We start from the raw sequence: 20,360 nt of genomic DNA on the forward strand, positions 1-20,360 counted from the left end.
ACAGACTCAAACGGGAGCGTGCAGATGAAGAACGTTAAATTCATCCTGAAAACAAAGCTAACGCCGCCGCAAATGAAAAAACAGGTTTTACACAGAGCCGGATTAATCAAAAAATTAAAGCGGATGAACCAATATAAAATGACACTGGTCCACTCGGGGCCGGGCTACGGAAAAAGTACAGCCCTGGCTTCTTTTTTGCTTGCCGAATCAGCGACCTACAGCTGGTATTCAACAAGCGCTCACGACGATGACCTGCTTCCTTTTCTTCATTATCTCATTCACGCGCTTCGTTCTGTCTACCCATCCTTCGGCTCGGAGCTGCAAGAGCAATTGGCCGACAGCGAGCCTTATACGCGAAGCAAGGACATCATGGAGCTTTGCGAGGCTTTTATTAACGAGCTCATGCTTTTGCCCGAGGACAGCGTGCTCGTCATCGATGATTACCACTTCGTGGAGTCGTCGGTTGGAATCGATACCTTCATGAGTTATTTGCTTCAGCATTTGCCGGACGGCTTTCACCTTGTTCTGTCCAGTCGCTCGCGCCCCCATTGGGATTATTTAACTACCTTGAAAGTCAAAGGGGATCTTCTTGAGATCGGGGAAAAGGACCTTGCCTTTTCGGAAGAGGAAATCGAGGTGCTGTTCACAGACTGCTACGAGTATCCGCTCCAGCCTGAAGAAGCAGCGCAAATTTACCGGGTAACCGAAGGTTGGGCGATCGCCGTCCAGCTGATTTGGCAGCGATTATTGCTGGCGGGGGGCAGCGTCGCTTCCGTATTGACCGATCATGCGGATACGATGGGAGAGCTGTTCCGATTCTTGACGATGGAAGTGCTTTTGAAGCAGCCGCAGCATGTTCAGGGCTTTTTAGAGCAAACCTGTATTCTTGAAGATATGAGCTCCGAGATTTGCGACCATTTGCGGTCGAGTCAAGATTCCCAATATATATTGGAGTGGCTAAGCGCTCAAAGCTTGTTCATTGTTCCATTAGGAGAGGGTCATTATCGGTACCATGCTCTGTTTCGAGATTTTTTGCTAGGCCAATTGAATCGAAAAACTGAGGCTTTCGTAGATTTAAACCGAAAAGCTGCCCATTACTATAGGGGAAAAGGCTTGGAATTACAGGCTCTCTCCCATTTTGAAGCGATCGAGGATTGGCCTTCTTACACAGAGCTGCTGCAGGACTACGGCGGTACCATGCTGGAGAAAGGGCAGCTCGAAAGCCTTTTGGAAAAAATCGGGCGCGTGCCTGAACAGGGTAAAGACAAACGTTATTTACTTTGGATTTATGAAGGGGATATTTATCGGTACCGTTCGGCTTACGATCGGGCTGTCGAATGCTATATAAGAGGCGAAAAGCTTGCCGACGCCGTCGGTGATTTACTTAGCCGCAGCTTGGGTCTTGAAGGTCAGGCAAGAATTTATCTGGACACGATTCAGCCGGGAAAAGCGGAAGATCTGCTGTCTCAAGCCATCGAATTGTTAGAGCGTGTAGAGTCGTGCGGGAAGGAGCATTTTATCCGGCAGTACAGCTTGATGGCGGAAAACCTGATTAATTTGGGACGTGCTGCGGATGCCGAGGTTTGGTATGAGCGCTGTCGCAGTCTGCGTCACGATTTTCATGAGGATCTGCTCGAGGCCAGATTGCATCTTCGGACCGGAAGGCTGAAGCAATCCAAAAAAATGATTGAGTTCAGCAGGCACCGCCAAACATGGCCCGGCGAGAATCCATTACCGCGCTCGCACAGGGAAGCGGATATCTTGCTTTCGCTTATTGAGGCTATGCTCGGTGAGCCTGAGGAAGCCAAGCGGTTGGCGCAGCAGGGCATGATGCAGGGGATCCAGTTGAAGGCCCCTTTTGTGGAGGCGTGCGGCTGGATGCGGCTCGGGCATGCGGCACAGCTGCTTCCGAAATATGACTTCTCGGTTGCGTTAACCTGCTATCAAACGTCTTTGGACATTATGGAGCGGCTCAACGTTTCAAGAGGACGTGCAGAACCGTTAATGGGCCTCGGGCTCCTCTATGCCCGTGAAGGATCATATGATACAGCGGACAGGTTTAGCATGGAAGCCTTGGCGGAAACCGAGAAAGTGAAGGATGAGTGGCTTTCTACACTGATCCGCTTAGGTATAGGGATTACGGCCTTTTATGATGGCCGCTGCGGAGAAGCGGAAACACTTTTTGCCGAGTGCCGCGAGCGGTTTATGCATTGCGGAGACAGCTACGGCGTAACCGTGACACTTCTGTGGCAGGCGCTGCTTGCTTATCAGGAGGAGCCTGGCGTTGAGTTCCTGATTCACATGGAGCGTTTCCTGAAGCAGGCGCAGACCGGACAATACGACTTTCTGATTCAAAAAAGAACATTGTTCGGCCCACGGAATATCCAGCAGCTGGCTCCACTCTTGATTGAAGCTCAGAAGCAGGATATTCAAGCCCATTATGTGAACATCTTGCTCACCAAGCTGGGTATGGAACATTTAACCTATCACCCTGGCTATACGCTGCGCATTGAAACACTGGGAAGCTTTAAAGTTTGGCTTGGGGATCAAGCTATTGTTGAGAAAAATTGGCAGCGCGGGAAAGCGAAGGAGCTTTTTCAGCTGCTTGTCAACAAAAGGCAGCAGCTCGTGCCGAAGGACGAAATTATCTCGCTGCTGTTCGGCGAGTTGAGTGAAAATGCGGCTAATCGCGATTTTAAGGTTGCGCTAAACGCCTTAAATACGACCCTTGAGCCGCAGAGGCGGGCTCGCTCAACGCCATTTTTCATTCAGCGTCATGGCAGCGCTTACGGATTGAACCTTGCTTCCGGGCTGGAGCTTGATGCGGTAGAGTTTGAATTATGGATCCGCGCCGGGCTGGAGGAACAGGATGCTGCCCAGGCGATCCATGCTTTGGAAAAAGGTCTTGCCCTCTACAAAGGGGATTATATGCCGGATCGACGCTATCAGGACTGGAGCATTGAGGAACGGGAGAGGCTGCAGGTGCTTTATTTGCGAGGCAGTGAAAAGCTGGCAAAATTATACCAGGAAGAACAAAGATATGAAGCGTCCATTCATTGGTGCGAGCAAATTCTCGAAAAAGATTGCTGCTGGGAGGAGGCCTACCGTCTCTTGATGCTCAGCCACAGTACATTGAACAATCGGAATCAGGCCATCAAGTGGTACAAAAAATGCTGCCGTGTGCTTGAACGCGAGCTCGGCGTCAAACCGATGGCGGCGACAACGCGTATGTACGAATCGCTGCTTGCTTCGAATGCAACTCATTTGTAACCCCTTCTCCTTATGATGAGATTATCTTGAAATATTAAGGGGGATTTAGTCGATGTCTTACAAAAAACGGATTCGCGGAGGAAGCCTTGCGCTTCTCTCAGCACTTTTTCTATTTACTACAGCTTGCGGTACCAGCAGCAACAGCGGTGGCAGCAGTGCTTCTCCAAGCGGCAACAGCAGCAGTCCGGCAACGACCGTAAATGCAAGCGCTTCACCAAAAAAAGACCCGATCAAGGTCGGTGTTCTTGCTTCCATGACCGGAGCCCTTGAAAGCTATGGCAAACAAACGACGAGAGGCTTCGAATTAGGTCTTGATTATGCAACCAAAGGAACGAAAGAAGTGAACGGTCGTCCGATTCAATTCATCATTGAGGACACCGAAACGAAATCCGACGTAGCCGTTCAGAAAGCGACGAAGCTGCTGGAGAAAGACAAGGTGGACTTCCTGGTCGGTTCTTCCAGCTCCGCCGACACGCTGGCTGTCTTGCCGCTGGCTTTGGAATACAAAAAACCGATTATCGTCGAACCCGCAGCGGCTGACAGCATTACCGGCGCCAGCTGGAATAAATACGTTTTTCGTACAGCTCGTAATTCCTCGCAGGATGCGGTTGCGGGGGCAGCAGCCATCGCCAAGCAGGGTACGAAAATCGCCACTTTTGCTCCGGACAGCGCCTTCGGACGCGACGGCGTCAAAGCTTTTAAAGCCGCTGCCGAGAAGCTGGGTGCCAAATTCGTCGCCGAAGAGTATGCAGACGCGAAAGCAACTGATTTCACCGCCAATATCCAAAAGATCATCCAGGCTAAGCCGGATTACTTGTTTGTCGTATGGGCGGGTGCGAACTCACCTTGGAAGCAGCTTCAGGATATGAAGGTGCAGCAAGGGGGAATCAAGATTTCCACGGGAGCTCCGGATATCGCAGCGCTGAAAACAATGAACGATCTCGTTGGAATGGAAGGCTTTACTGTTTATTACAACACACTCCCACAAAATGATGCCAACAAGTGGTTGGTTGATGAACACAAGAAGCGTTTTAACGGCGAAGTGCCGGATCTGTTTACACCGGGCGGTATGTCAGCGGCGATTGCCATTGTCGAAGCCATCAAGAAGACGAATGGGGAAACCAATGCGGATAAGCTCATAACCGCTATGGAAGGCATGACATTTGATACGCCAAAAGGAAAAATGAAATTCCGTGCGGAAGATCACCAGGCGCTGCAGTCCTTGTTTGCCATTAAGCTGGAGAAGAAGGACGGCTTCGATTATCCTGTACCCGTACTCATCCGCGAATTGACCATGGATGAGACAGCACCGCCGATCGTGAACAAAAAATAAATCAGCAAGGTGATCTTATGGAACCTATTCTGGAAACTCGTGAGTTGACGATCGCCTTCGACGGCCATGTGGCAGTGAACAGTATCAGCTTGAAGGTCCCGCCTCGTCATTTTCTGTCCATCATCGGACCGAATGGCGCCGGAAAGACGACTTTATTCAATCTGCTAAGCGGGGAACTACAGCCGACTCATGGAAGCATCTTGTTCAAGGGGGCAGACATCACACGTCTGTCTCCTCCTCTTCGAACGAGAAAGGGGATGGGGCGATCATTTCAAATCACCAATGTATTTCCCAATCTGACTGTGCTCGAAAATGTGCGTTTGGCTGTACAATCCTGCGCGGGTGTGCGGTTCAATTTTTTCTCATCACTGTCCCGGTTCAAGCAATTCGAGGAGGAAGCCTATCACCTTCTGCAGACCGTACTGCTGGATGGCAAGCACAATTCACTTGCTCAGCATCTGGCCCACGGTGAGAAACGGAAGCTGGAAATCGCCATGCTGCTTGCGCTGAAATCGGAGCTCTTGCTGCTTGACGAGCCGACAGCCGGCATTTCCATCGAGGAGGTTCCGACAATCCTTGACGTGCTGCGCCGCATTAAGGAGCAGGGGGATAAAACGATTCTCCTGATCGAACATAAGATGGACATGGTGCTTGACTTATCAGACAGCATCACCGTATTGTTCAACGGGAAGTTTCTGGCGAATGGTTCTCCACAGGACATCATGAACAATGAATTGGTACAGTCGGCTTACTTGGGAGGGCATTATGATGACGCTTCTTAAGGTAGAGCAAATTGAAACCTATATCCAGCAGTATCACATTCTTCAAGGAGTTTCCTTCGAGGTGCAAAAAGGTGAAATTACGGTGCTTTTTGGCCGGAATGGAGCCGGCAAAACGACGACACTGCGATCGATTCTGGGACTGAATCCGATTTCCAAAGGCCGCATTACTTTTCGCGGAGAAAGCATCGGCGCTCTTCCCACCTATGAAATCTCCCGCAAAGGCATCGGTTATGTGCCTGAGGATCAAGGCGTTTTCAAGGATTTAACGGTGGAGGAAAACATGCGGATTTCTATTCTCAAGAGAGATGATGACGCCCTCGAGAAACAGGAATGGATCCTCAATCTATTCCCCGATCTCAAGACACTTTGGCATCGGAAGTCCGGCCTGTTAAGCGGAGGTCAGAAGCAGATGCTGGCTTTGGCAAGAGCGTATGTCGGGGATAATGAACTGCTGTTGGTCGATGAGCCCAGCAAGGGGCTGGCGCCTATCGTCGTGGAGAAGGTCATGCAGGCCATCAAGCAGATGAAGGAAAAAACAACCGTGCTGCTTGTCGAGCAAAATTTTTTCATGGCCAGCACGATTGGCGACCGGTTTTATATCGTGGATGAGGGAAGAATTGTACACCACGGCGAAATGAAGGAACTCAAAGAAGACCAGGACGCGCGTAAGAAATACTTGGGGATAGCGTAAAGGCGGTTGGAAGCATGGATGTGATCATCAGTTTATTCGTCAATGGGCTGGCCACCGGTATGCTGATCTTTTTACTGGCGGCTGGTCTCTCATTAATATTCGGTTTGATGGACGTACTGAATTTTGGCCATGGCGGATTGTTTGCTTGGGGCGCTTATATGGGCGTTTGGGTTTATATGCGTACCGGGAGCTTTATTCTGGCTATTATCGGAGCCGTCCTGGCAGGTGTTGCGATAGGGTGGATCATGGAGCGGTGGATCATTCGGCCCGTCTATGGGAACCATCTGCAGCAAATATTGGTGACATTGGGCGTTATGCTCGTCCTCACCGAAATGCTCAAGGTTGTCTGGGGACCCAGCCAGCTGAGCGCGGTTGTACCTCCTTATCTGGATGGCAGTTGGCAGCTTGGCGGAGTCATATTGATCAAATATCGACTATTTATCATCATCGTCGGACTTCTGCTGTTTGTTGGATTGCAGCTGATGCTGAACCGAACCAAGCTTGGACTCGTTGTTCGAGCGGGTGTAATGAATAAAGATATGGTGCAGGCGCTCGGCTACAACATTAAACGGATTTTTTCACTCGTCTTTATGCTCGGTGCAGGGATGGCAGCACTAGGGGGCGTTCTGCTTGCTCCATACTCCGGAGTCATTTTCGCTGAAATGGGCATGCAGTTTGCGATTTTGGCGTTTATCGTCGTTGTCATCGGGGGAATGGGTTCGGTACAAGGTTCAGCGGTCGCTTCCGTTCTGGTTGGACTTTCGGGGGCTTTCATGTCTTATTATGCGCCAGATTTGTCTTTAGCGGTCAACATGCTGCTGATGGTGTTAGTGCTTCTGGTCAAACCTTCTGGATTATATGGATTGAAGAGGTGAAGGCATGCTGCAAAAAGTTTCACGTTATCCATTAGGCCTGTCGCCTGTCATCATTGTGATGCTGCTCGCGGCATTCCCGCTCATGAATGATTCACGCAGTATATTGATTCTCTTGACCAAAATATTTATCTTTGCCGTGTTCGCAATGAGCTATGATCTCCTGCTTGGCTATACCGGCATAGTTTCGTTCGGGCATGCCATGTTTTTCGGCATAGGCGCCTATTCGGTTGGCATCGTGATGAACCAGTTCGGCGATTCAATAGGCCATCTTCTGCTCGCATTGCTGATCGGCGTGCTATTGGCGGCGGCTGTCAGTTATGTAGTTGGCATTTTGTCCTTGCGGCTGCAAAGTCATTTTTATGCGATGCTAACGCTGGCCTTTGCCGGGCTCTTTACAGTATTAGCCGATAAATGGCGTTCTGTCACCAAAGGGGAGGACGGCTTTCCGTTTCCCGTCCCTGAGCTTATTCGGGACCGTATGTTCTTCTATTATGCTGCACTCGTATTTATGGTGGTGCTGTTCTTGCTGCTTCGCCGGTTTACACGCTCTCCCTTGGGGAAAGTACTGCAGGCCATTCGTGAAAATGAGCAGCGAACCGCTTCCCTTGGTTATCAGGTCGTGCATTACAAAGTGATTGCCAGTGTTGTGGCAGGTGTAGTTGCGGCTTTAAGCGGTGCCATGTACGGCATGACACTGCGATTTGTCAACACATCTGTTTTTTCCATGGACATGACGCTGAATGCATTGCTGATGACCATTATCGGCGGCATTGGTACGCTTTACGGTGGTGTCATTGGGGCGACGCTCATTGAACTGGCGCACGAGCTATTGACGAGTTTATCCAAGGTTCATCCGATTTTCGAGCGTTGGATCATCTTTTTCGGTTTACTGTACATTTTGGTCGTAATGGTGTTCCCTAAGGGCATCGCAGGAACGATTAAGCTATGGGCGCAGCGAAAAAAACCGCCATCGGCAAGAAAGCGAGATGATGTGTCATGGTAGAGCCGCAGGCAGTATCTTCCTTTGTTCTGCGATTTAGCCCGATCGAAGCGGCTGAAACGGAAAGTCAATGGCGTATACGCGTCACCCATGTTCAGGGAGAGGACGAGATTATCGTACATTCGCTCCCCGCAGCGATGAATTTTATAGAAGAGATCTTAAAAAGAGGGTAAAACACATGCACATTCCTGATGAATCCATCGGCATCCTAAGTACTGCGATCTATTTGCCCGAAACCTTTATGAGCAGTGCAGACATTAGCAAAGCATCAGGTATACCGCAAGACGTGATTGAGCGGAAAATGGGGATCACCCGCAAGCCTGTTCCAGGTCCTGATGATCACAGCTGCGAGATGGGGATTCGGGCGGCACGGGAAGCTCTTAGCAAAGCAAAGCTCGATCCGCTTGAAATTGATCTGATCATTTATATTGGCGAGGAGCATAAAGAATACCCTGTATGGACCGCTGCCCTAAAGCTTCAGCAGGAAATCGGTGCACTGAACGCATGGGGATTCGACGCTGCCCTGCGCTGCGGTACGACCATCATGGCGCTAAAAGTGGCAAAAAGCATGATGCTGGCAGACCCCGCGATCCGCACCGTGCTGCTGGCCGGCGGTTACCGCAATGTGGATTTAATCGATTACAGCAATCCGCGCACCCGGTTCATGTTCAATCTGGCAGCCGGCGGCGGGGCTCTATTGCTGCAAAAAGGCCATACCGAAAACCTGCTGCTGGAAAGCCACCTCATCACGGACGGCTCCTTCTCGGAGGATGTCATCTTGTGTGCAGGAGGCACCAAGAATCCGCTGACGGCCGAAGCGCTGGAGCAGCGTTTGAACTTCTTTGATGTGCCGGACCCGGAAGGGATGAAGCAGCGGCTTGAAGCCAAATCGATGGAAAACTTCCTGAAATCGATCCGGGAGTCCGTCGCTAAAAGCGGCTACACCGTGGAAGATATTCGATATTTGGCCATTTTGCATATGAAAAAATCTGCGCACGATTATGTGCTCGGCGAGCTTGGACTCAGCCAGGAACAGTCGATCTATCTGCACGAATACGGCCACATTGGCCAAATTGATCAAATATTAAGTCTTGAGCTTGCTGCCCGGCAGGGGAAAATCCAAGCAGGCGACCTTGTTGTCCTTGTCAGTGCCGGCATCGGCTATGCCTGGGGCGCCACCACATTGAAATGGGGATGAGAATATGGCGGAAATCACATTAAAATCGGTTATGCTTCCAAACGGAGAAACGATGGGTTACAGAGAGCGTGCAGGCGGTGACGAGGTTGTGCTGCTCGTGCACGGCAATATGAATTCCTCCAAGCATTGGGATGTTGTCATTGAAAATCTGGATTCTCGCTTCAAGGTAATTGCCGTGGATTTGCGGGGGTTCGGCATTTCCACCTACCATCAACCCATTGCGGATTTGACAGACTATACCCGCGATTTGAAGCTGTTTACCGAAGCGCTCGACCTGACCTCGATTTATCTGGTTGGCTGGTCAACGGGTGGGGGAGTCGTGATGCAGTATGCCGCCGACTATCCGGAGCAAGTCAAGAAGCTGATCCTGCTGGCTTCGATGTCGACACGCGGCTACCCTTTTTACAAAGACAACGAACAGGGAGTTCCCGATCTGGAACAAAGGATTACAACAAGAGCGGAGATCGGTCAGCTCCCAAGAACGCAGATGATTTCCAAGGCTGGGGAGGACAGAGATAAAGCGTTTATGAAAATGCTGTTCGATGCAGCCGTATATAATGGTAAGAAGCCTGATCCCGAGAGATATGAGGCCTACTTGGATGATATTTTAACGCAGCGTAATTTGGCGGATATTTATCACGGCCTTAATGTATTTAACATTAGCGATATCGACAATCCAGTGTCCAAAGGAACTGGGGCGGCTAGGCGTATTCAAGCGCCGACCTTGGTCATTCGGGGCAATATTGATTTGGTCATTCCGGAAAATATGGTGCAGGAAATTCTCGAAGACATTGGTGAGCGAGCTGAAGCCGTCTCTATGGACAATTGCGGGCACTCACCCTTAATCGACGATTTGCCGCAATTGCTTCGGCATATGACGAATTTTATGGAGGAATCGAATCCAAAATGAGACTTCAAGGGAAAGTTGCATTGATCACCGGAGGAGGCAACGGCATCGGCCGGGAAACGGCTGCGTTATTCATCAAAGAAGGCGCCAAGGTGTGCGTCGCTGACTATGATGAAACGGCCGGTCAAGCGGCTGTGGATGAGCTGAACGCAACAGCAGGGGACCGGGCCATATTCGTCAAGGTAGACGTATCGAGCGCCGAGAGTGTGGAGCGGATGATTGCTGTTGTTTTGGAACACTGGGGAACGCCGGACATTTTGATCAACAATGCCGGAATCACCCAGGACAGCATGCTGACCAAAATGTCGATTGAGCAGTGGCAGCGAGTCATTGATGTCAATCTGAACGGGGTATTCTACTGTACCCGCTATCTCGCACCGCATATGGTTCAAAGAGGCAAAGGGAAGATCATCAATACTTCGTCGATTGTCGGCGTGCATGGAAATATCGGTCAAACTAATTATGCGGCAACCAAAGCCGGGGTCATTGGCATGACCAAAACATGGGCCAAGGAGCTTGGACATAAAGGCATCCATGTAAATGCAGTGGCTCCTGGATATATAGAAACGAGCATGGTAGCGAATGTTCCTGAAAAGGTGCTGCAGCAAATGCTGGACAAAGTCCCGCTGCATCGATTGGGCCGACCTTCAGATATCGCTCAAGCCTATTTGTATTTGGCCTCGGACGAATCCGACTATGTGAACGGTACGGTGCTGGAGGTTAACGGAGGCCTTGTCATTTAATAAAGCATCATCCAAATATATCCCTCTCAATTTTTATGGACACCACTCTCTTTTTCTAGTACCATACTGATTAGAAGCTAGGTTTAATCAGACAGGAGGGAGTCCATGCTTCGACTCGGACAGAAAGTAGTTATTGTTGCTGATAGTTTTGAACAAAATCTCCCCATTGGGGAATATGGATATGTGATCGCTTATGACCGAAATGCGGATAACGTATTCGATTATGTTGTTCGCGTTCCCAGAGCAAGCAAGCAATTCTATGTTCCTTCTGAAGATATAGAGCTGGAAGAAGTTTTGCTGAGGCAGGAAGCCGATCGAATTGAAAGAGAAGCTTTGATTGATTTTGCTCTGGCCACCAATAATGAAGAGCTGTTCAACAAAGTTATGAATGGCGATGAGCCGGAAGCGGCTGTAGAGAAGAGCAAGGATGAGGTTCAATCCCATGAAGACTTCGTCAAACAAATCAATTTAAAGGCTTGGATCTAACAAGCTTTATCTATTTTAAAGCCGCCAAATGGTCTGCCCCGTCACTCGCTGGGGAGATCCCTTGGCGGCTTTTACTGTTGATAAGTTCAAGACTTATTTGGCTTGGTTCAACGTTCAATTGAAATCCAATTGAGTTCCAAAAATACTTAAGATATAATGAAATGCATGATTAGAGCTATAGAGAGGTGTGGAATGATGAGCATTACCATCAAGGATGTCGAGCATGTGGCCAAGCTGGCCCGTCTGGATCTGAAGGATAATGAAAAACAGCAGTTCACCGAACAGCTGAATGCGATTCTCAAATATGCGGAACAGTTGCAGCAGTTGAATACCGACAATATACCGCCAACAAGTCACGCTATGCCGCTGGTTAATGTCATGCGCAAGGATGAAGCCAAATCCTCACTCCCGCTTGAGAAGGTTATGCTTAATGCGCCCGATGAAGAAGATGGTCAATTCAAGGTTCCTGCGGTATTGGAATAGATGTAACTATATAGTTGGGAGGGTTTATCTTTGTCTCTGTTTGATTTCAGATTACAAGAGATTCACAACAAGCTTCATGCCAAGGAGTTGACCGTAACTGACCTTGTGGATGCAGCCTATACAAGAATTAATGAAGTAGATTCCAAGGTGCAAGCCTTTCTAACTCTTAATGAAGAAAATGCTAAAAAGAGCGCTAAGGAATTGGACGAGCAGATTAATACAAACCCGACTAGAGGTTTTTTATTCGGCTTGCCGATTGGACTCAAAGATAATATCGTCACTGAAGGATTAACCACAACTTGTGCAAGCCAATTCTTGTCCAACTATCATCCCATCTATGATGCTACTGTGGTGCAAAAGCTGAAAGAGGCTCAGACGGTAACGATTGGCAAGCTCAATATGGATGAATTCGCCATGGGGGGATCGAATGAAAACTCGTCCTTTCATCTTACTTATAATCCTTGGAATTTGGAACACGTTCCCGGCGGTTCAAGCGGCGGCTCGGCTGCTGCAGTAGCTTCCGGCGAAGTTTATTTCTCCCTTGGCTCCGATACAGGCGGTTCGATCCGCCAACCAGCCGCTTATTGCGGAATTGTCGGCCTGAAACCAACGTATGGCCTGGTATCTCGCTTTGGACTGGTTGCTTTTGCTTCCTCGCTTGATCAGATTGGTCCGCTTACCAAAAATGTAGAAGATTCGGCGTATTTGCTTCAAGCTATAACAGGTCATGATCCCAAGGACTCCACCTCCGCAAAGGTGGACATTCCTGATTATATCAGTTCCTTAACCGGAGATGTGAGAGGTCTTCGCATCGCAGTGCCGAAGGAATATTTGGGCAAAGGAATCGATCCGGCCGTCAAAGAAAGAGTGCTCGAGGCCTTAAAGGTGCTTGAGGGATTGGGCGCAATCTGGGAAGAGGTATCGATGCCTCATTCCGATTACGCGGTTGCCACTTATTATTTGCTCTCATCTTCAGAAGCTTCCTCCAATTTGGCCCGCTTTGACGGGGTTCGCTATGGCGTCCGTTCCGAGCAAGCAAACAATTTGCTCGATGTATATCAAATGTCCCGCAGTGAAGGCTTTGGGCCTGAAGTGAAGCGTCGCATCATGCTGGGCACCTATGCTTTAAGCTCCGGTTATTACGATGCTTACTATTTAAAAGCACAAAAAGTCAGGACATTAATCAAGCAGGATTTTGACAACGTATTTGAAAAGTATGACGTCGTTATCGGACCTACAGCTCCGACCACCGCCTTTAAGATTGGCGAGCAAACGGACGATCCGTTAACGATGTATCTGAACGATATTCTAACCATTCCCGTGAGCTTGGCAGGAATTCCGGCCATCAGCGTGCCTTGCGGCTTTGTGAACGGTCTGCCGGTAGGCTTGCAGATTATCGGCAAGGCACTGGACGAGTCAACGGTTCTGCGCGTAGCGCACGCTTTTGAACAGCATTCCGAGCATCATAAAGCGCGTCCGCAGCTTTAAACGTGAATGAACTTTACAAACTGAACGTTCTATCCAATGAAGGAGGCTTTCATTTTGACTGCAACAACTGATACCCAATTTGAAACCGTAATTGGTTTGGAAGTGCACGTAGAGCTGCATACCGCATCCAAAATCTTTTGCGGCTGCTCGACATCCTTCGGCGCGCCTCCTAACTCGCATACTTGTCCGGTATGTCTCGGACACCCGGGCGTGCTGCCTGTGCTTAACCGCCAGGCTGTGGAGTATGCAATGAAAGCGTCTATGGCGCTCAATTGCGTCATTGCGACTGACAGTAAATTTGATCGCAAAAACTACTTTTATCCGGATTCGCCGAAAGCTTATCAGATTTCGCAATATGACAAACCCATCGGAGAGCATGGCTGGATTGATATTGAAGTAGGCGGCGAAACCAAGCGAATCGGGATTACCCGCGTTCATCTTGAAGAGGATGCAGGCAAGCTGACTCACGTGGATGGCGGCTATGCATCTCTGGTCGATTTTAACCGCGTAGGTACGCCTCTCATAGAAATCGTATCCGAGCCGGACCTGCGTTCCCCTGAGGAAGCGCGGGCATATTTGGAGAAAATCAAAGCGATCATGCAGTATTGCGACGTATCCGATGTGAAAATGGAAGAAGGCTCGCTGCGCTGCGATGCCAATGTCAGCCTGCGTCCCTACGGCCAAGAGCAGTTTGGCACCAAGGCGGAGCTGAAGAACATGAATTCTTTCCGCGGCGTGCAAAGAGGCCTTGAATATGAAGAGCTTCGTCAAGCTGAAGTGCTCCGCAGCGGTGGCAGCATCATTCAGGAGACCCGCCGCTGGGATGAGGGTCAGGGTAAGACTCTGGCCATGAGAGGCAAGGAGCAAGCGCACGATTATCGCTATTTTCCGGATCCGGACCTCGTGAGCCTGTTTATCGATCAAGCCTGGAAGGACCAGGTTCGGGCAACCATTCCGGAACTCCCGGATGCCCGAAAAGCCCGCTATACCAAGGAATATGCGTTGCCGGATTATGATGCGCAGGTGATTACTTCATCCAAGAAGCTGGCCGATTTATTTGAAGAAAGCCTGACCTACACATCCGATTCCAAATCGGTTTCCAATTGGATCATGGGCGATCTGCTCGCTTACCTGAACGCCAATAACTTGGAATTGACGGATGTACGCCTTACAGGCAAAGGTCTCGGCGGCATGATAGGCCTCATTGAAAAAGGCACGATCTCCAGCAAAATCGCCAAGACGGTTTTTAAAGAGCTGCTGGAAACGGGTAAGGACCCGCAAACGATTGTGGAAGAGCAGGGGCTAGTGCAAATTAGCGATGAAGGTGCTATTCAAGCCATTGTTGAACAAATCGTTCAAGCCAATCCGCAGTCCGTAGCGGATTTCAAAGCAGGCAAGGAAAAAGCGGTAGGCTTCCTCGTCGGCCAAATCATGAAGGAAACCAAAGGAAAAGCTAACCCGGGTCTGGTCAATAAGCTGATCCTGGAGAGCTTGAACAAGCAGTAATATATGGCTCCAATGGTGAACCGGTAACATAAAGAAAGTGGTGACCCCTTGAAGCGGGACACCACTTTATTTCATTTTGAAGGGAGATCGGGGAAATGGTAATCAAACGGCTCTCTATGAAGAGTAATGAAGAGGTTTTGGAGCTGCTGACCATGCAGCTTGCGTCTTACCAGGTGGAAGCCGACTTAATCGGCTTTGATGGGATACCGCCTCTGAAGGACGGAATTCAATCTCTGAAGGAAGCTAAGGAAACCTTCATAGGCTGTTATATGGAAGCAGAAGGAAAAGAAGAACTGACAGGAGCTATTTCTTTTACCCGAAATGGGAGTGTCGTTGAAATTTGCCGAATGATTGTTGACCCGAAGCATTTTCGCAAAGGCATTGCCAGCAGTCTGCTTCGCCATCTTATGGCCGAGCAACGCCGCAAGGGAGTCTCCCGGTTTATTGTATCGACGGGAACCGCAAATTTCCCTGCTGTAAGCTTGTATAAGAGCTTTGGATTTCACGAACGCAGAGTAATCACCATAGCGCCTAATATTACATTGACCACTTTTGAATGTTCAGAGGAAAACTACAATCCTGAGCCATAAGCTTCAAAGTCAATTTCCTTGTTGTTGATTTGCCGCCGTCGGACGCTGCTTATTCTCTCCAATTTCACTTCTGCTTCAAGAAGAAAGCTTTCTTTTCGCGAACTTGTACTTGTATAATGAACTTGTGCGCTTCTTATGGCAATGCCTCTTTCATGTTCGATCCAACCAGCCTGTTGATCCGACATTTTGGCTTTGAATTCCTCTAAGGTTATAATCCCAATTGCAAGTGCGTCTGCTTTTGTCATGATTTCAATAACTACACTATGCACTCCTGTGAATGTACTGGCAACTGCAATTCTATCCTCTTGAGACAATGTGGTAAAAGGGTGCATCAATTGAAAGTATACGAAGGTCTCGCCAACTTCACCGAAGCCCAAATGTTCTTCAAACAGCCACTGACCAAGAGGCAAACAACCAACTAAACTTTGTATCCCGCCATCAGGCACCACGTAAAGAGCACACACAACATTGGAATGGAGCAAAATCTCCGAGTAACGATTGGGATGCCGAACGTCCCCTTCAACATAACCCTTTCCAGGATGGAAGAAGAACATTTGATTAGCTCCATAACCGGCCACAGCGTCTAATGGCCAAGAAATATCCCACCGATACTGCTCATTGAGATATTCCTCCATGTATTCATACATGCCTCCCAGCGCATACTGTTCGGATAAATAGGTATATATATGAAGACTTTCAGTAGGAATTCCATTTAAATATGAAGCTGGAACACTTTTTTTAACTTCTCTGGCTGCACTGTGGTTAACGGCCAATGTATAAACGGAATCGGTGACTTGATAAGTAAATAGCCCTGAGCCTTCCAATCGGGAAATCGAAACGGGTGCTGCAAAATCTCCAAACTGAATATAATCATGCAGATTATAGTTGTCCCTCGGGACATCATGGGGCAGAACTCGGGAGTGCGGACCCGCCCAGGCACCTTTCAGATAAAAGAGAGCCCTTTCTCTCCACAGATATTCCAGCATCTCTGCAGTGATCAGCTTTATGTCTTCACGCTTGGTTGTTTCCCACACGCAGGTAAAGGCTTGAATCCAATGCCAAAGCCATGGCAAGCTTCCGTATTCTTTCATCCCATATTGCCGAATATGCCGAAGTAAAGTAACGGCTTGTTCCTTACCTTCCTGCAAAAGGACTTCGTCCTGGAATCTTTCTGCGATCAGGATTTTAAGTGAAGTCAGCTTAGCTTCATGATGGCTAAAATTCTCTAAACCTTGGTCATATAATTTACTCTGATAAATATGCTTTAAAGACTCCCCCATTTCATGAGTTAGAGGTTCAGGCATTACCTCTTTATTTTTATTATATAAAAAGGCAATCAAGCAGCCCATAAGCTCCACTGGCAGCGTACTTGGCTTGGAATCTGCAGGATCAGGCTCGACAAATAAGGGCCAATGTCCGTAGGTGGAACTGCTCGGATCTCGATCCTGAAGCCTGAGCACTTGCAAAAATAGTTCACATGCCAGGTCTCGCCCTTCTTTATCTCCAATAAATTCGGTTAATCCTTTGCTGTTCACAGCCTCATACAGGTGCGCTGCATAATAAAAGTTATCCCGCAAATCTTGATGAAACCACAATCCACTTTCCGCAATGGGCAGTGTTTTGGCTTTTTTTGCCGCTAAAGCGATAATTTCATGGCTTCGAGTCCTATTCGATGACACAACAAATACCCCCTTAGCAAAATAATCTCCTCATAATCTTCAACAAATGACCACGTTTTCCTCTAATGGTTGATTGACAAACCCGAAGATGCAAACGTAAAATAAATAGATGAAGCACTAACATTTTCAGTCAGGTGGTGAGAATCTTGGCATTACATTTGGAACAGGCTTTGGAAAAGCTGAAAATGACGGGTATACGGATGACTCCGCAAAGGCATGCAATCCTATCTTTTTTGCTGGATTCGATAACCCATCCAACGGCCGATGATATATACAGATCCTTGGAATCCAAGTTTCCGAATATGAGCGTAGCAACCGTTTATAATAATCTCAAGGTTTTTATAGAGGTCGGACTGGTTCGAGAGCTCACGTATGGCGACAGCTCCAGCCGATTTGATGCGGATATGACCGATCATTATCATGCGATTTGCGAGGTATGCGGCAGGATTTCCGATTTTGAGTATCCCCCGCTGACGAAAGTCGAAGCTACTGCGGCTGCGCAGACGGGTTACCAAGTGCGAGGACATCGGCTTGAGGTTAATGGGACTTGTCCGGATTGTATAGGAATTACAAAGCATTAGTAGGACCTCAGCATCTTCATTAGCTTATATTTTATAGTATAATGAACGTGTTCCATCTTCTTAGGGAAGAATTGCGGGCACGTTTTTCTTTTTACCAAAGGAGTGACATCGTTGGTTGACGGCAATGCTAACCATCCTAATAAACGTCTCAATCCAGCCCTGAGACTATTCCTTATTTTCCTCGGTTTATTTTTATTTGTCGGAGGTTTTGCTGCCGTTATTTTTTGGAAAGATTTCGTACCCAACAAAGAGCATGTCGACCCGGATTTTCGCAAGCTGTCCAAGCCTGTTTTTTATAAAGGAAGCTTTTTTCCGGAAAGCGCGATTGGAGAGAAAGAGGGTCTTAAGCTTCCGCTTTCATTGGTTCAAGAGTGGCTCGATCCGTCAATCCTTTACGAACAATCCAGCGATTCCGTGATTATCACGACGAAAGACAAGGTTCTGAGGTTCAAGACGAGCCAGCTGTCTGCATTCATGAATGAAAAACCATATACACTTCAATTTCCTGTCGAGAAAAAAGACGACATTGTCTATGTTCCAATAGAACCGTTACGCCAACTATATCAATTTGAACTGCGAGTCTCCGATCAAACAGGCGCTGTCATTTTGGTCAAGAAAGGTGATCATTTACAGTGGGGTCGAATGGCCAAAGAGAAAGAGGCAGCTCTGCGATCGGGTGCATCGATCCGCTATCCGATTGTATCGCAGCTGGTGTCTGGGGAAAAGCTGATGATCTGGGGAGAAGATGCAGGTTGGTATAAAGTTCAGCAGTCCAGCGGCTATATTGGATATGTATCCAAGGCTGATGTGGTGCTTGATCATGAGGAATCTATCCCCGAGCAGGTTACTCCGGAGCCTTTCATCCCTTGGAAGCCGATGGGCGGCAAAATCAACCTGACCTGGGAGCAGGTTTCAACCAAAAACCCGGACACGGCCAAAATACCCGCCATGCCTAGTTTAAATGTAATCAGTCCTACTTGGTTTTCCTTGGCGGACGGTGATGGCAATTTAACGAATCTCGCCGATCCCGTTTATATGAAATGGACGCAGGAGCGAGGTTATCAGGTATGGGCTTTATTCAGCAATGGCTTTGAGCCTAAACGAACAACAGCAGCTCTTTCCACCTATGACCGCAGGATGAAAATGACCAAGCAGCTGATCGGTTTTGCCCAAATGTATAAGCTTAAAGGAATCAATATTGATTTTGAAAATGTGGCGACCAGCGACAAGGAGAATCTTGTGCAATTTGTCAGGGAAATGACGCCTCTTTTGCATGAACAGGGACTTGTAGTGTCTATCGATGTAACTCCCAAATCCAATAGCGAAATGTGGTCGCTCTTTTACGATAGACCCGCGCTTGCTCAGACTGTTGATTATATGATGCTGATGGCATATGACGAGCATTGGGCTACGAGTCCGGATTCAGGCTCAGTCGGATCACTGCCATGGGTGGAAAAGTCAATTACCCGGTTGTTGGACGAGGATCATATTCCACCTTCTAAGCTTGTCCTGAGCATCCCATTTTATACGCGCCTCTGGACCGAAGAGTTGAAGGATGGCAAGACCGTAGTAACTTCCAAAGCTCTTGGGATGGAATCCGCCCAAACGATTATCAAGGACAAGAAATTGACGCCTGTGCTTAATGCCGAAACTGGGCAAAATTATGTGGAATATAAAGAAGGTACGAAGTTGATGAGAATATGGCTGGAGGACGAGACCTCGGTCCAAGCCCGCATGGAGCTAGTCAAGAAATATGATCTGGCAGGTGTGGCTTCCTGGAGAAGAGGCTTTGAAACGACAAGCATTTGGAATGCTATTTCGAATTCATTGCAAAAAAGGCCATAGTAATATGAAAGCAAAAGAAGCTGCCCGCGCGGGCAGCTTCTTTTGCTTTTTGAATCCGATTAGAGTCTATCTAATGCAGCTTGTGTCCCTGTTTAACCTCATGTAGAGCCTCAGGCTGAACATGATCTTCCATGCGTTCCACGCCCGTTTCCAGCTCGGGATCGAGGGTCAGCATGGTCTTGCAAAACATACATCGGTCCGTTTTCCCAAGAATTTTCGTGCGACGTCCGCATTCGGGACAATCGATGACCGTTGCCGTGGTGGACAGCATGCCTGCCCAAAAATATATGCCCATGCTCACCAGCATTCCCAGCATACCAATGATCATAAAAACAACAGCAATAATCCTTCCCGCGGTGCCCCAATTGAACACAATTCCGGCCAGACCTATAATCATGAGCAGCATTCCGCCCATTGTCATCAGCAGTCCCCACAGACGAAACTCATTGACCTTGCTTGATTTTAAACGCAAAAGGTTTACTTCCTTTCTTTGGCTGGATTTTAAGTTTTGTATTAAAAATCACAAAATGTGCAGGAAACCATGCAGCTTTGTAGAAATAAATAGATATCCTAATAAAACGGGGGCACTTGCTACCATGGACATCAATAAAGACCAAATCACCTTCAAGTTCAAAGATGATCCTATGATTATCAGTGTGACAGTCGTCCATAACCCCAAGCAGCTTCCGGCCCTGACCGATGGGTTTGATATCTTGCTTCTTATTATCACAAGGGACCCAAACCTTATCAATCATATAACTAATTATATAAAAGACGGTGTGCGTATACAAGAAAGATGGGTGAGTCCGTCCGCTTTGGAGGAATGGATTCGTAACGGCGACAATCGCAACCTCATTCATTGGCTTTTAAAAGGGGAGATTCTTCTGGACCAGAATACTTATT

At 48.2% G+C, this 20,360-nt stretch carries 20 protein-coding genes (1 of these 20 only partly in view); 18 read left to right on the forward strand and 2 right to left on the reverse strand.

Annotated elements, in window-relative coordinates; all coding sequences use genetic code 11:
• The first annotated feature begins 24 nt into the window (after positions 1 to 24).
• From BLV33_RS22775 to BLV33_RS22840, 15 genes are all read left to right on the forward strand, one after another.
• Positions 25 to 3,270 (forward strand): AfsR/SARP family transcriptional regulator, encoded by a 3,246-nt coding sequence (locus BLV33_RS22775; protein ID WP_090797357.1) that lies wholly within the window; start codon positions 25 to 27, stop codon positions 3,268 to 3,270.
• A gap of 52 nt (positions 3,271 to 3,322) precedes the next feature.
• Positions 3,323 to 4,603: a substrate-binding domain-containing protein gene (locus BLV33_RS22780; RefSeq protein WP_090797360.1), complete on the forward strand. Its 1,281-nt coding sequence runs from the start codon at positions 3,323 to 3,325 to the stop codon at positions 4,601 to 4,603.
• 17 nt (positions 4,604 to 4,620) lie between these two features.
• The gene (locus BLV33_RS22785; RefSeq protein WP_090797364.1) at positions 4,621 to 5,385 is read left to right on the forward strand and encodes an ABC transporter ATP-binding protein; all 765 of its coding nucleotides are present in this window, start codon (positions 4,621 to 4,623) and stop codon (positions 5,383 to 5,385) included.
• The gene (locus BLV33_RS22790) at positions 5,372 to 6,076 is read left to right on the forward strand and encodes an ABC transporter ATP-binding protein (protein WP_090797368.1); all 705 of its coding nucleotides are present in this window, start codon (positions 5,372 to 5,374) and stop codon (positions 6,074 to 6,076) included. Before BLV33_RS22785 ends, BLV33_RS22790 begins: the two co-directional genes overlap by 14 nt.
• Positions 6,077 to 6,090: 14 nt before the next feature.
• Complete coding sequence (locus BLV33_RS22795) at positions 6,091 to 6,951, forward strand: branched-chain amino acid ABC transporter permease (RefSeq protein ID WP_090797371.1); 861 nt, start codon at positions 6,091 to 6,093, stop codon at positions 6,949 to 6,951.
• Positions 6,952 to 6,955: 4 nt separating this feature from the next.
• On the forward strand, positions 6,956 to 7,954 hold the full coding sequence (locus BLV33_RS22800) for a branched-chain amino acid ABC transporter permease (RefSeq protein ID WP_090797374.1): 999 nt from the start codon (positions 6,956 to 6,958) through the stop codon (positions 7,952 to 7,954).
• Positions 7,948 to 8,124, forward strand: a complete 177-nt coding sequence (locus tag BLV33_RS29500) for a hypothetical protein (RefSeq protein ID WP_171909261.1) — start codon at positions 7,948 to 7,950, stop codon at positions 8,122 to 8,124. Before BLV33_RS22800 ends, BLV33_RS29500 begins: the two co-directional genes overlap by 7 nt.
• 5 nt (positions 8,125 to 8,129) lie before the next feature.
• On the forward strand, positions 8,130 to 9,149 hold the full coding sequence (locus BLV33_RS22805) for a 3-oxoacyl-ACP synthase (RefSeq protein ID WP_090797378.1): 1,020 nt from the start codon (positions 8,130 to 8,132) through the stop codon (positions 9,147 to 9,149).
• 4 nt (positions 9,150 to 9,153) lie between these two features.
• Positions 9,154 to 10,059, forward strand: coding sequence for an intracellular short-chain-length polyhydroxyalkanoate depolymerase (locus BLV33_RS22810; RefSeq protein ID WP_090797382.1), 906 nt, complete (start codon positions 9,154 to 9,156; stop codon positions 10,057 to 10,059).
• Complete coding sequence (fabG, locus tag BLV33_RS22815) at positions 10,056 to 10,799, forward strand: 3-oxoacyl-ACP reductase FabG (protein ID WP_090797385.1); 744 nt, start codon at positions 10,056 to 10,058, stop codon at positions 10,797 to 10,799. Before BLV33_RS22810 ends, fabG begins: the two co-directional genes overlap by 4 nt.
• 105 nt (positions 10,800 to 10,904) lie before the next feature.
• Entirely contained in the window at positions 10,905 to 11,285 is a 381-nt protein-coding gene (locus BLV33_RS22820) for an ATPase (RefSeq protein WP_090797389.1), read from the forward strand.
• A 195-nt stretch (positions 11,286 to 11,480) separates the two neighbouring features.
• Complete coding sequence (gatC, locus tag BLV33_RS22825; RefSeq protein WP_090797393.1) at positions 11,481 to 11,768, forward strand: Asp-tRNA(Asn)/Glu-tRNA(Gln) amidotransferase subunit GatC; 288 nt, start codon at positions 11,481 to 11,483, stop codon at positions 11,766 to 11,768.
• A gap of 30 nt (positions 11,769 to 11,798) precedes the next feature.
• Positions 11,799 to 13,256 (forward strand): Asp-tRNA(Asn)/Glu-tRNA(Gln) amidotransferase subunit GatA, encoded by a 1,458-nt coding sequence (gatA, locus tag BLV33_RS22830; protein ID WP_090797396.1) that lies wholly within the window; start codon positions 11,799 to 11,801, stop codon positions 13,254 to 13,256.
• A 54-nt stretch (positions 13,257 to 13,310) separates the two neighbouring features.
• A complete protein-coding gene (gene gatB, locus BLV33_RS22835) occupies positions 13,311 to 14,762 on the forward strand; it encodes an Asp-tRNA(Asn)/Glu-tRNA(Gln) amidotransferase subunit GatB (RefSeq protein WP_253187143.1) in 1,452 nt (483 codons plus the stop codon).
• Between the two features lie 95 nt (positions 14,763 to 14,857).
• Positions 14,858 to 15,352 carry a GNAT family N-acetyltransferase gene (locus tag BLV33_RS22840; protein WP_090797404.1) on the forward strand — a complete coding sequence of 165 codons (495 nt, stop codon included), beginning with the start codon at positions 14,858 to 14,860 and terminating at the stop codon, positions 15,350 to 15,352.
• Here the strand turns inward: BLV33_RS22840 and BLV33_RS22845 are convergent.
• Positions 15,334 to 17,031, reverse strand: a complete 1,698-nt coding sequence (locus BLV33_RS22845; RefSeq protein WP_090797408.1) for a hypothetical protein — start codon at positions 17,029 to 17,031, stop codon at positions 15,334 to 15,336. The two genes, BLV33_RS22840 and BLV33_RS22845, sit on opposite strands and share 19 nt — an antisense overlap.
• 146 nt (positions 17,032 to 17,177) lie before the next feature.
• Here BLV33_RS22845 and perR point away from each other — a divergent pair, with 146 nt between their 5' ends.
• Together perR and BLV33_RS22855 are read left to right on the forward strand one after the other, a co-directional pair.
• Entirely contained in the window at positions 17,178 to 17,612 is a 435-nt protein-coding gene (gene perR / locus BLV33_RS22850; RefSeq protein ID WP_090797412.1) for a peroxide-responsive transcriptional repressor PerR, read from the forward strand.
• A gap of 111 nt (positions 17,613 to 17,723) precedes the next feature.
• Positions 17,724 to 19,457 carry a glycosyl hydrolase family 18 protein gene (locus BLV33_RS22855; RefSeq protein WP_090797417.1) on the forward strand — a complete coding sequence of 578 codons (1,734 nt, stop codon included), beginning with the start codon at positions 17,724 to 17,726 and terminating at the stop codon, positions 19,455 to 19,457.
• Positions 19,458 to 19,527: 70 nt separating this feature from the next.
• Here the strand turns inward: BLV33_RS22855 and BLV33_RS22860 are convergent, their stop codons facing one another.
• Positions 19,528 to 19,929, reverse strand: a complete 402-nt coding sequence (locus BLV33_RS22860; protein WP_090797421.1) for a DUF2614 family zinc ribbon-containing protein — start codon at positions 19,927 to 19,929, stop codon at positions 19,528 to 19,530.
• A gap of 124 nt (positions 19,930 to 20,053) precedes the next feature.
• On the opposite strand from BLV33_RS22860, the gene BLV33_RS22865 reads away from it, so the two are divergent.
• A protein-coding gene (locus BLV33_RS22865) for a nucleotidyltransferase-like protein (RefSeq protein ID WP_090797424.1) crosses the window boundary here: on the forward strand, positions 20,054 to 20,360 show its start. Its footprint extends 563 nt past the window's final position; 307 of the gene's 870 nt are visible here — the first part of the coding sequence; the start codon lies at positions 20,054 to 20,056; its stop codon lies beyond the right edge, outside the window.

This window comes from Paenibacillus sp. GP183, assembly GCF_900104695.1.
Lineage (GTDB): Bacteria > Bacillota > Bacilli > Paenibacillales > NBRC-103111 > Paenibacillus_AI.

Coding starts and splice junctions, on each gene's coding strand:
- BLV33_RS22775 (WP_090797357.1), top strand. CDS start 25: ATGAAGAACGTTAAATTCATCCTGAAAACAAAGCTAACGCCGCCGCAA.
- BLV33_RS22780 (WP_090797360.1), top strand. CDS start 3,323: ATGTCTTACAAAAAACGGATTCGCGGAGGAAGCCTTGCGCTTCTCTCA.
- BLV33_RS22785 (WP_090797364.1), top strand. CDS start 4,621: ATGGAACCTATTCTGGAAACTCGTGAGTTGACGATCGCCTTCGACGGC.
- BLV33_RS22790 (WP_090797368.1), top strand. CDS start 5,372: ATGACGCTTCTTAAGGTAGAGCAAATTGAAACCTATATCCAGCAGTAT.
- BLV33_RS22795 (WP_090797371.1), top strand. CDS start 6,091: ATGGATGTGATCATCAGTTTATTCGTCAATGGGCTGGCCACCGGTATG.
- BLV33_RS22800 (WP_090797374.1), top strand. CDS start 6,956: ATGCTGCAAAAAGTTTCACGTTATCCATTAGGCCTGTCGCCTGTCATC.
- BLV33_RS29500 (WP_171909261.1), top strand. CDS start 7,948: ATGGTAGAGCCGCAGGCAGTATCTTCCTTTGTTCTGCGATTTAGCCCG.
- BLV33_RS22805 (WP_090797378.1), top strand. CDS start 8,130: ATGCACATTCCTGATGAATCCATCGGCATCCTAAGTACTGCGATCTAT.
- BLV33_RS22810 (WP_090797382.1), top strand. CDS start 9,154: ATGGCGGAAATCACATTAAAATCGGTTATGCTTCCAAACGGAGAAACG.
- fabG (WP_090797385.1), top strand. CDS start 10,056: ATGAGACTTCAAGGGAAAGTTGCATTGATCACCGGAGGAGGCAACGGC.
- BLV33_RS22820 (WP_090797389.1), top strand. CDS start 10,905: ATGCTTCGACTCGGACAGAAAGTAGTTATTGTTGCTGATAGTTTTGAA.
- gatC (WP_090797393.1), top strand. CDS start 11,481: ATGAGCATTACCATCAAGGATGTCGAGCATGTGGCCAAGCTGGCCCGT.
- BLV33_RS22840 (WP_090797404.1), top strand. CDS start 14,858: ATGGTAATCAAACGGCTCTCTATGAAGAGTAATGAAGAGGTTTTGGAG.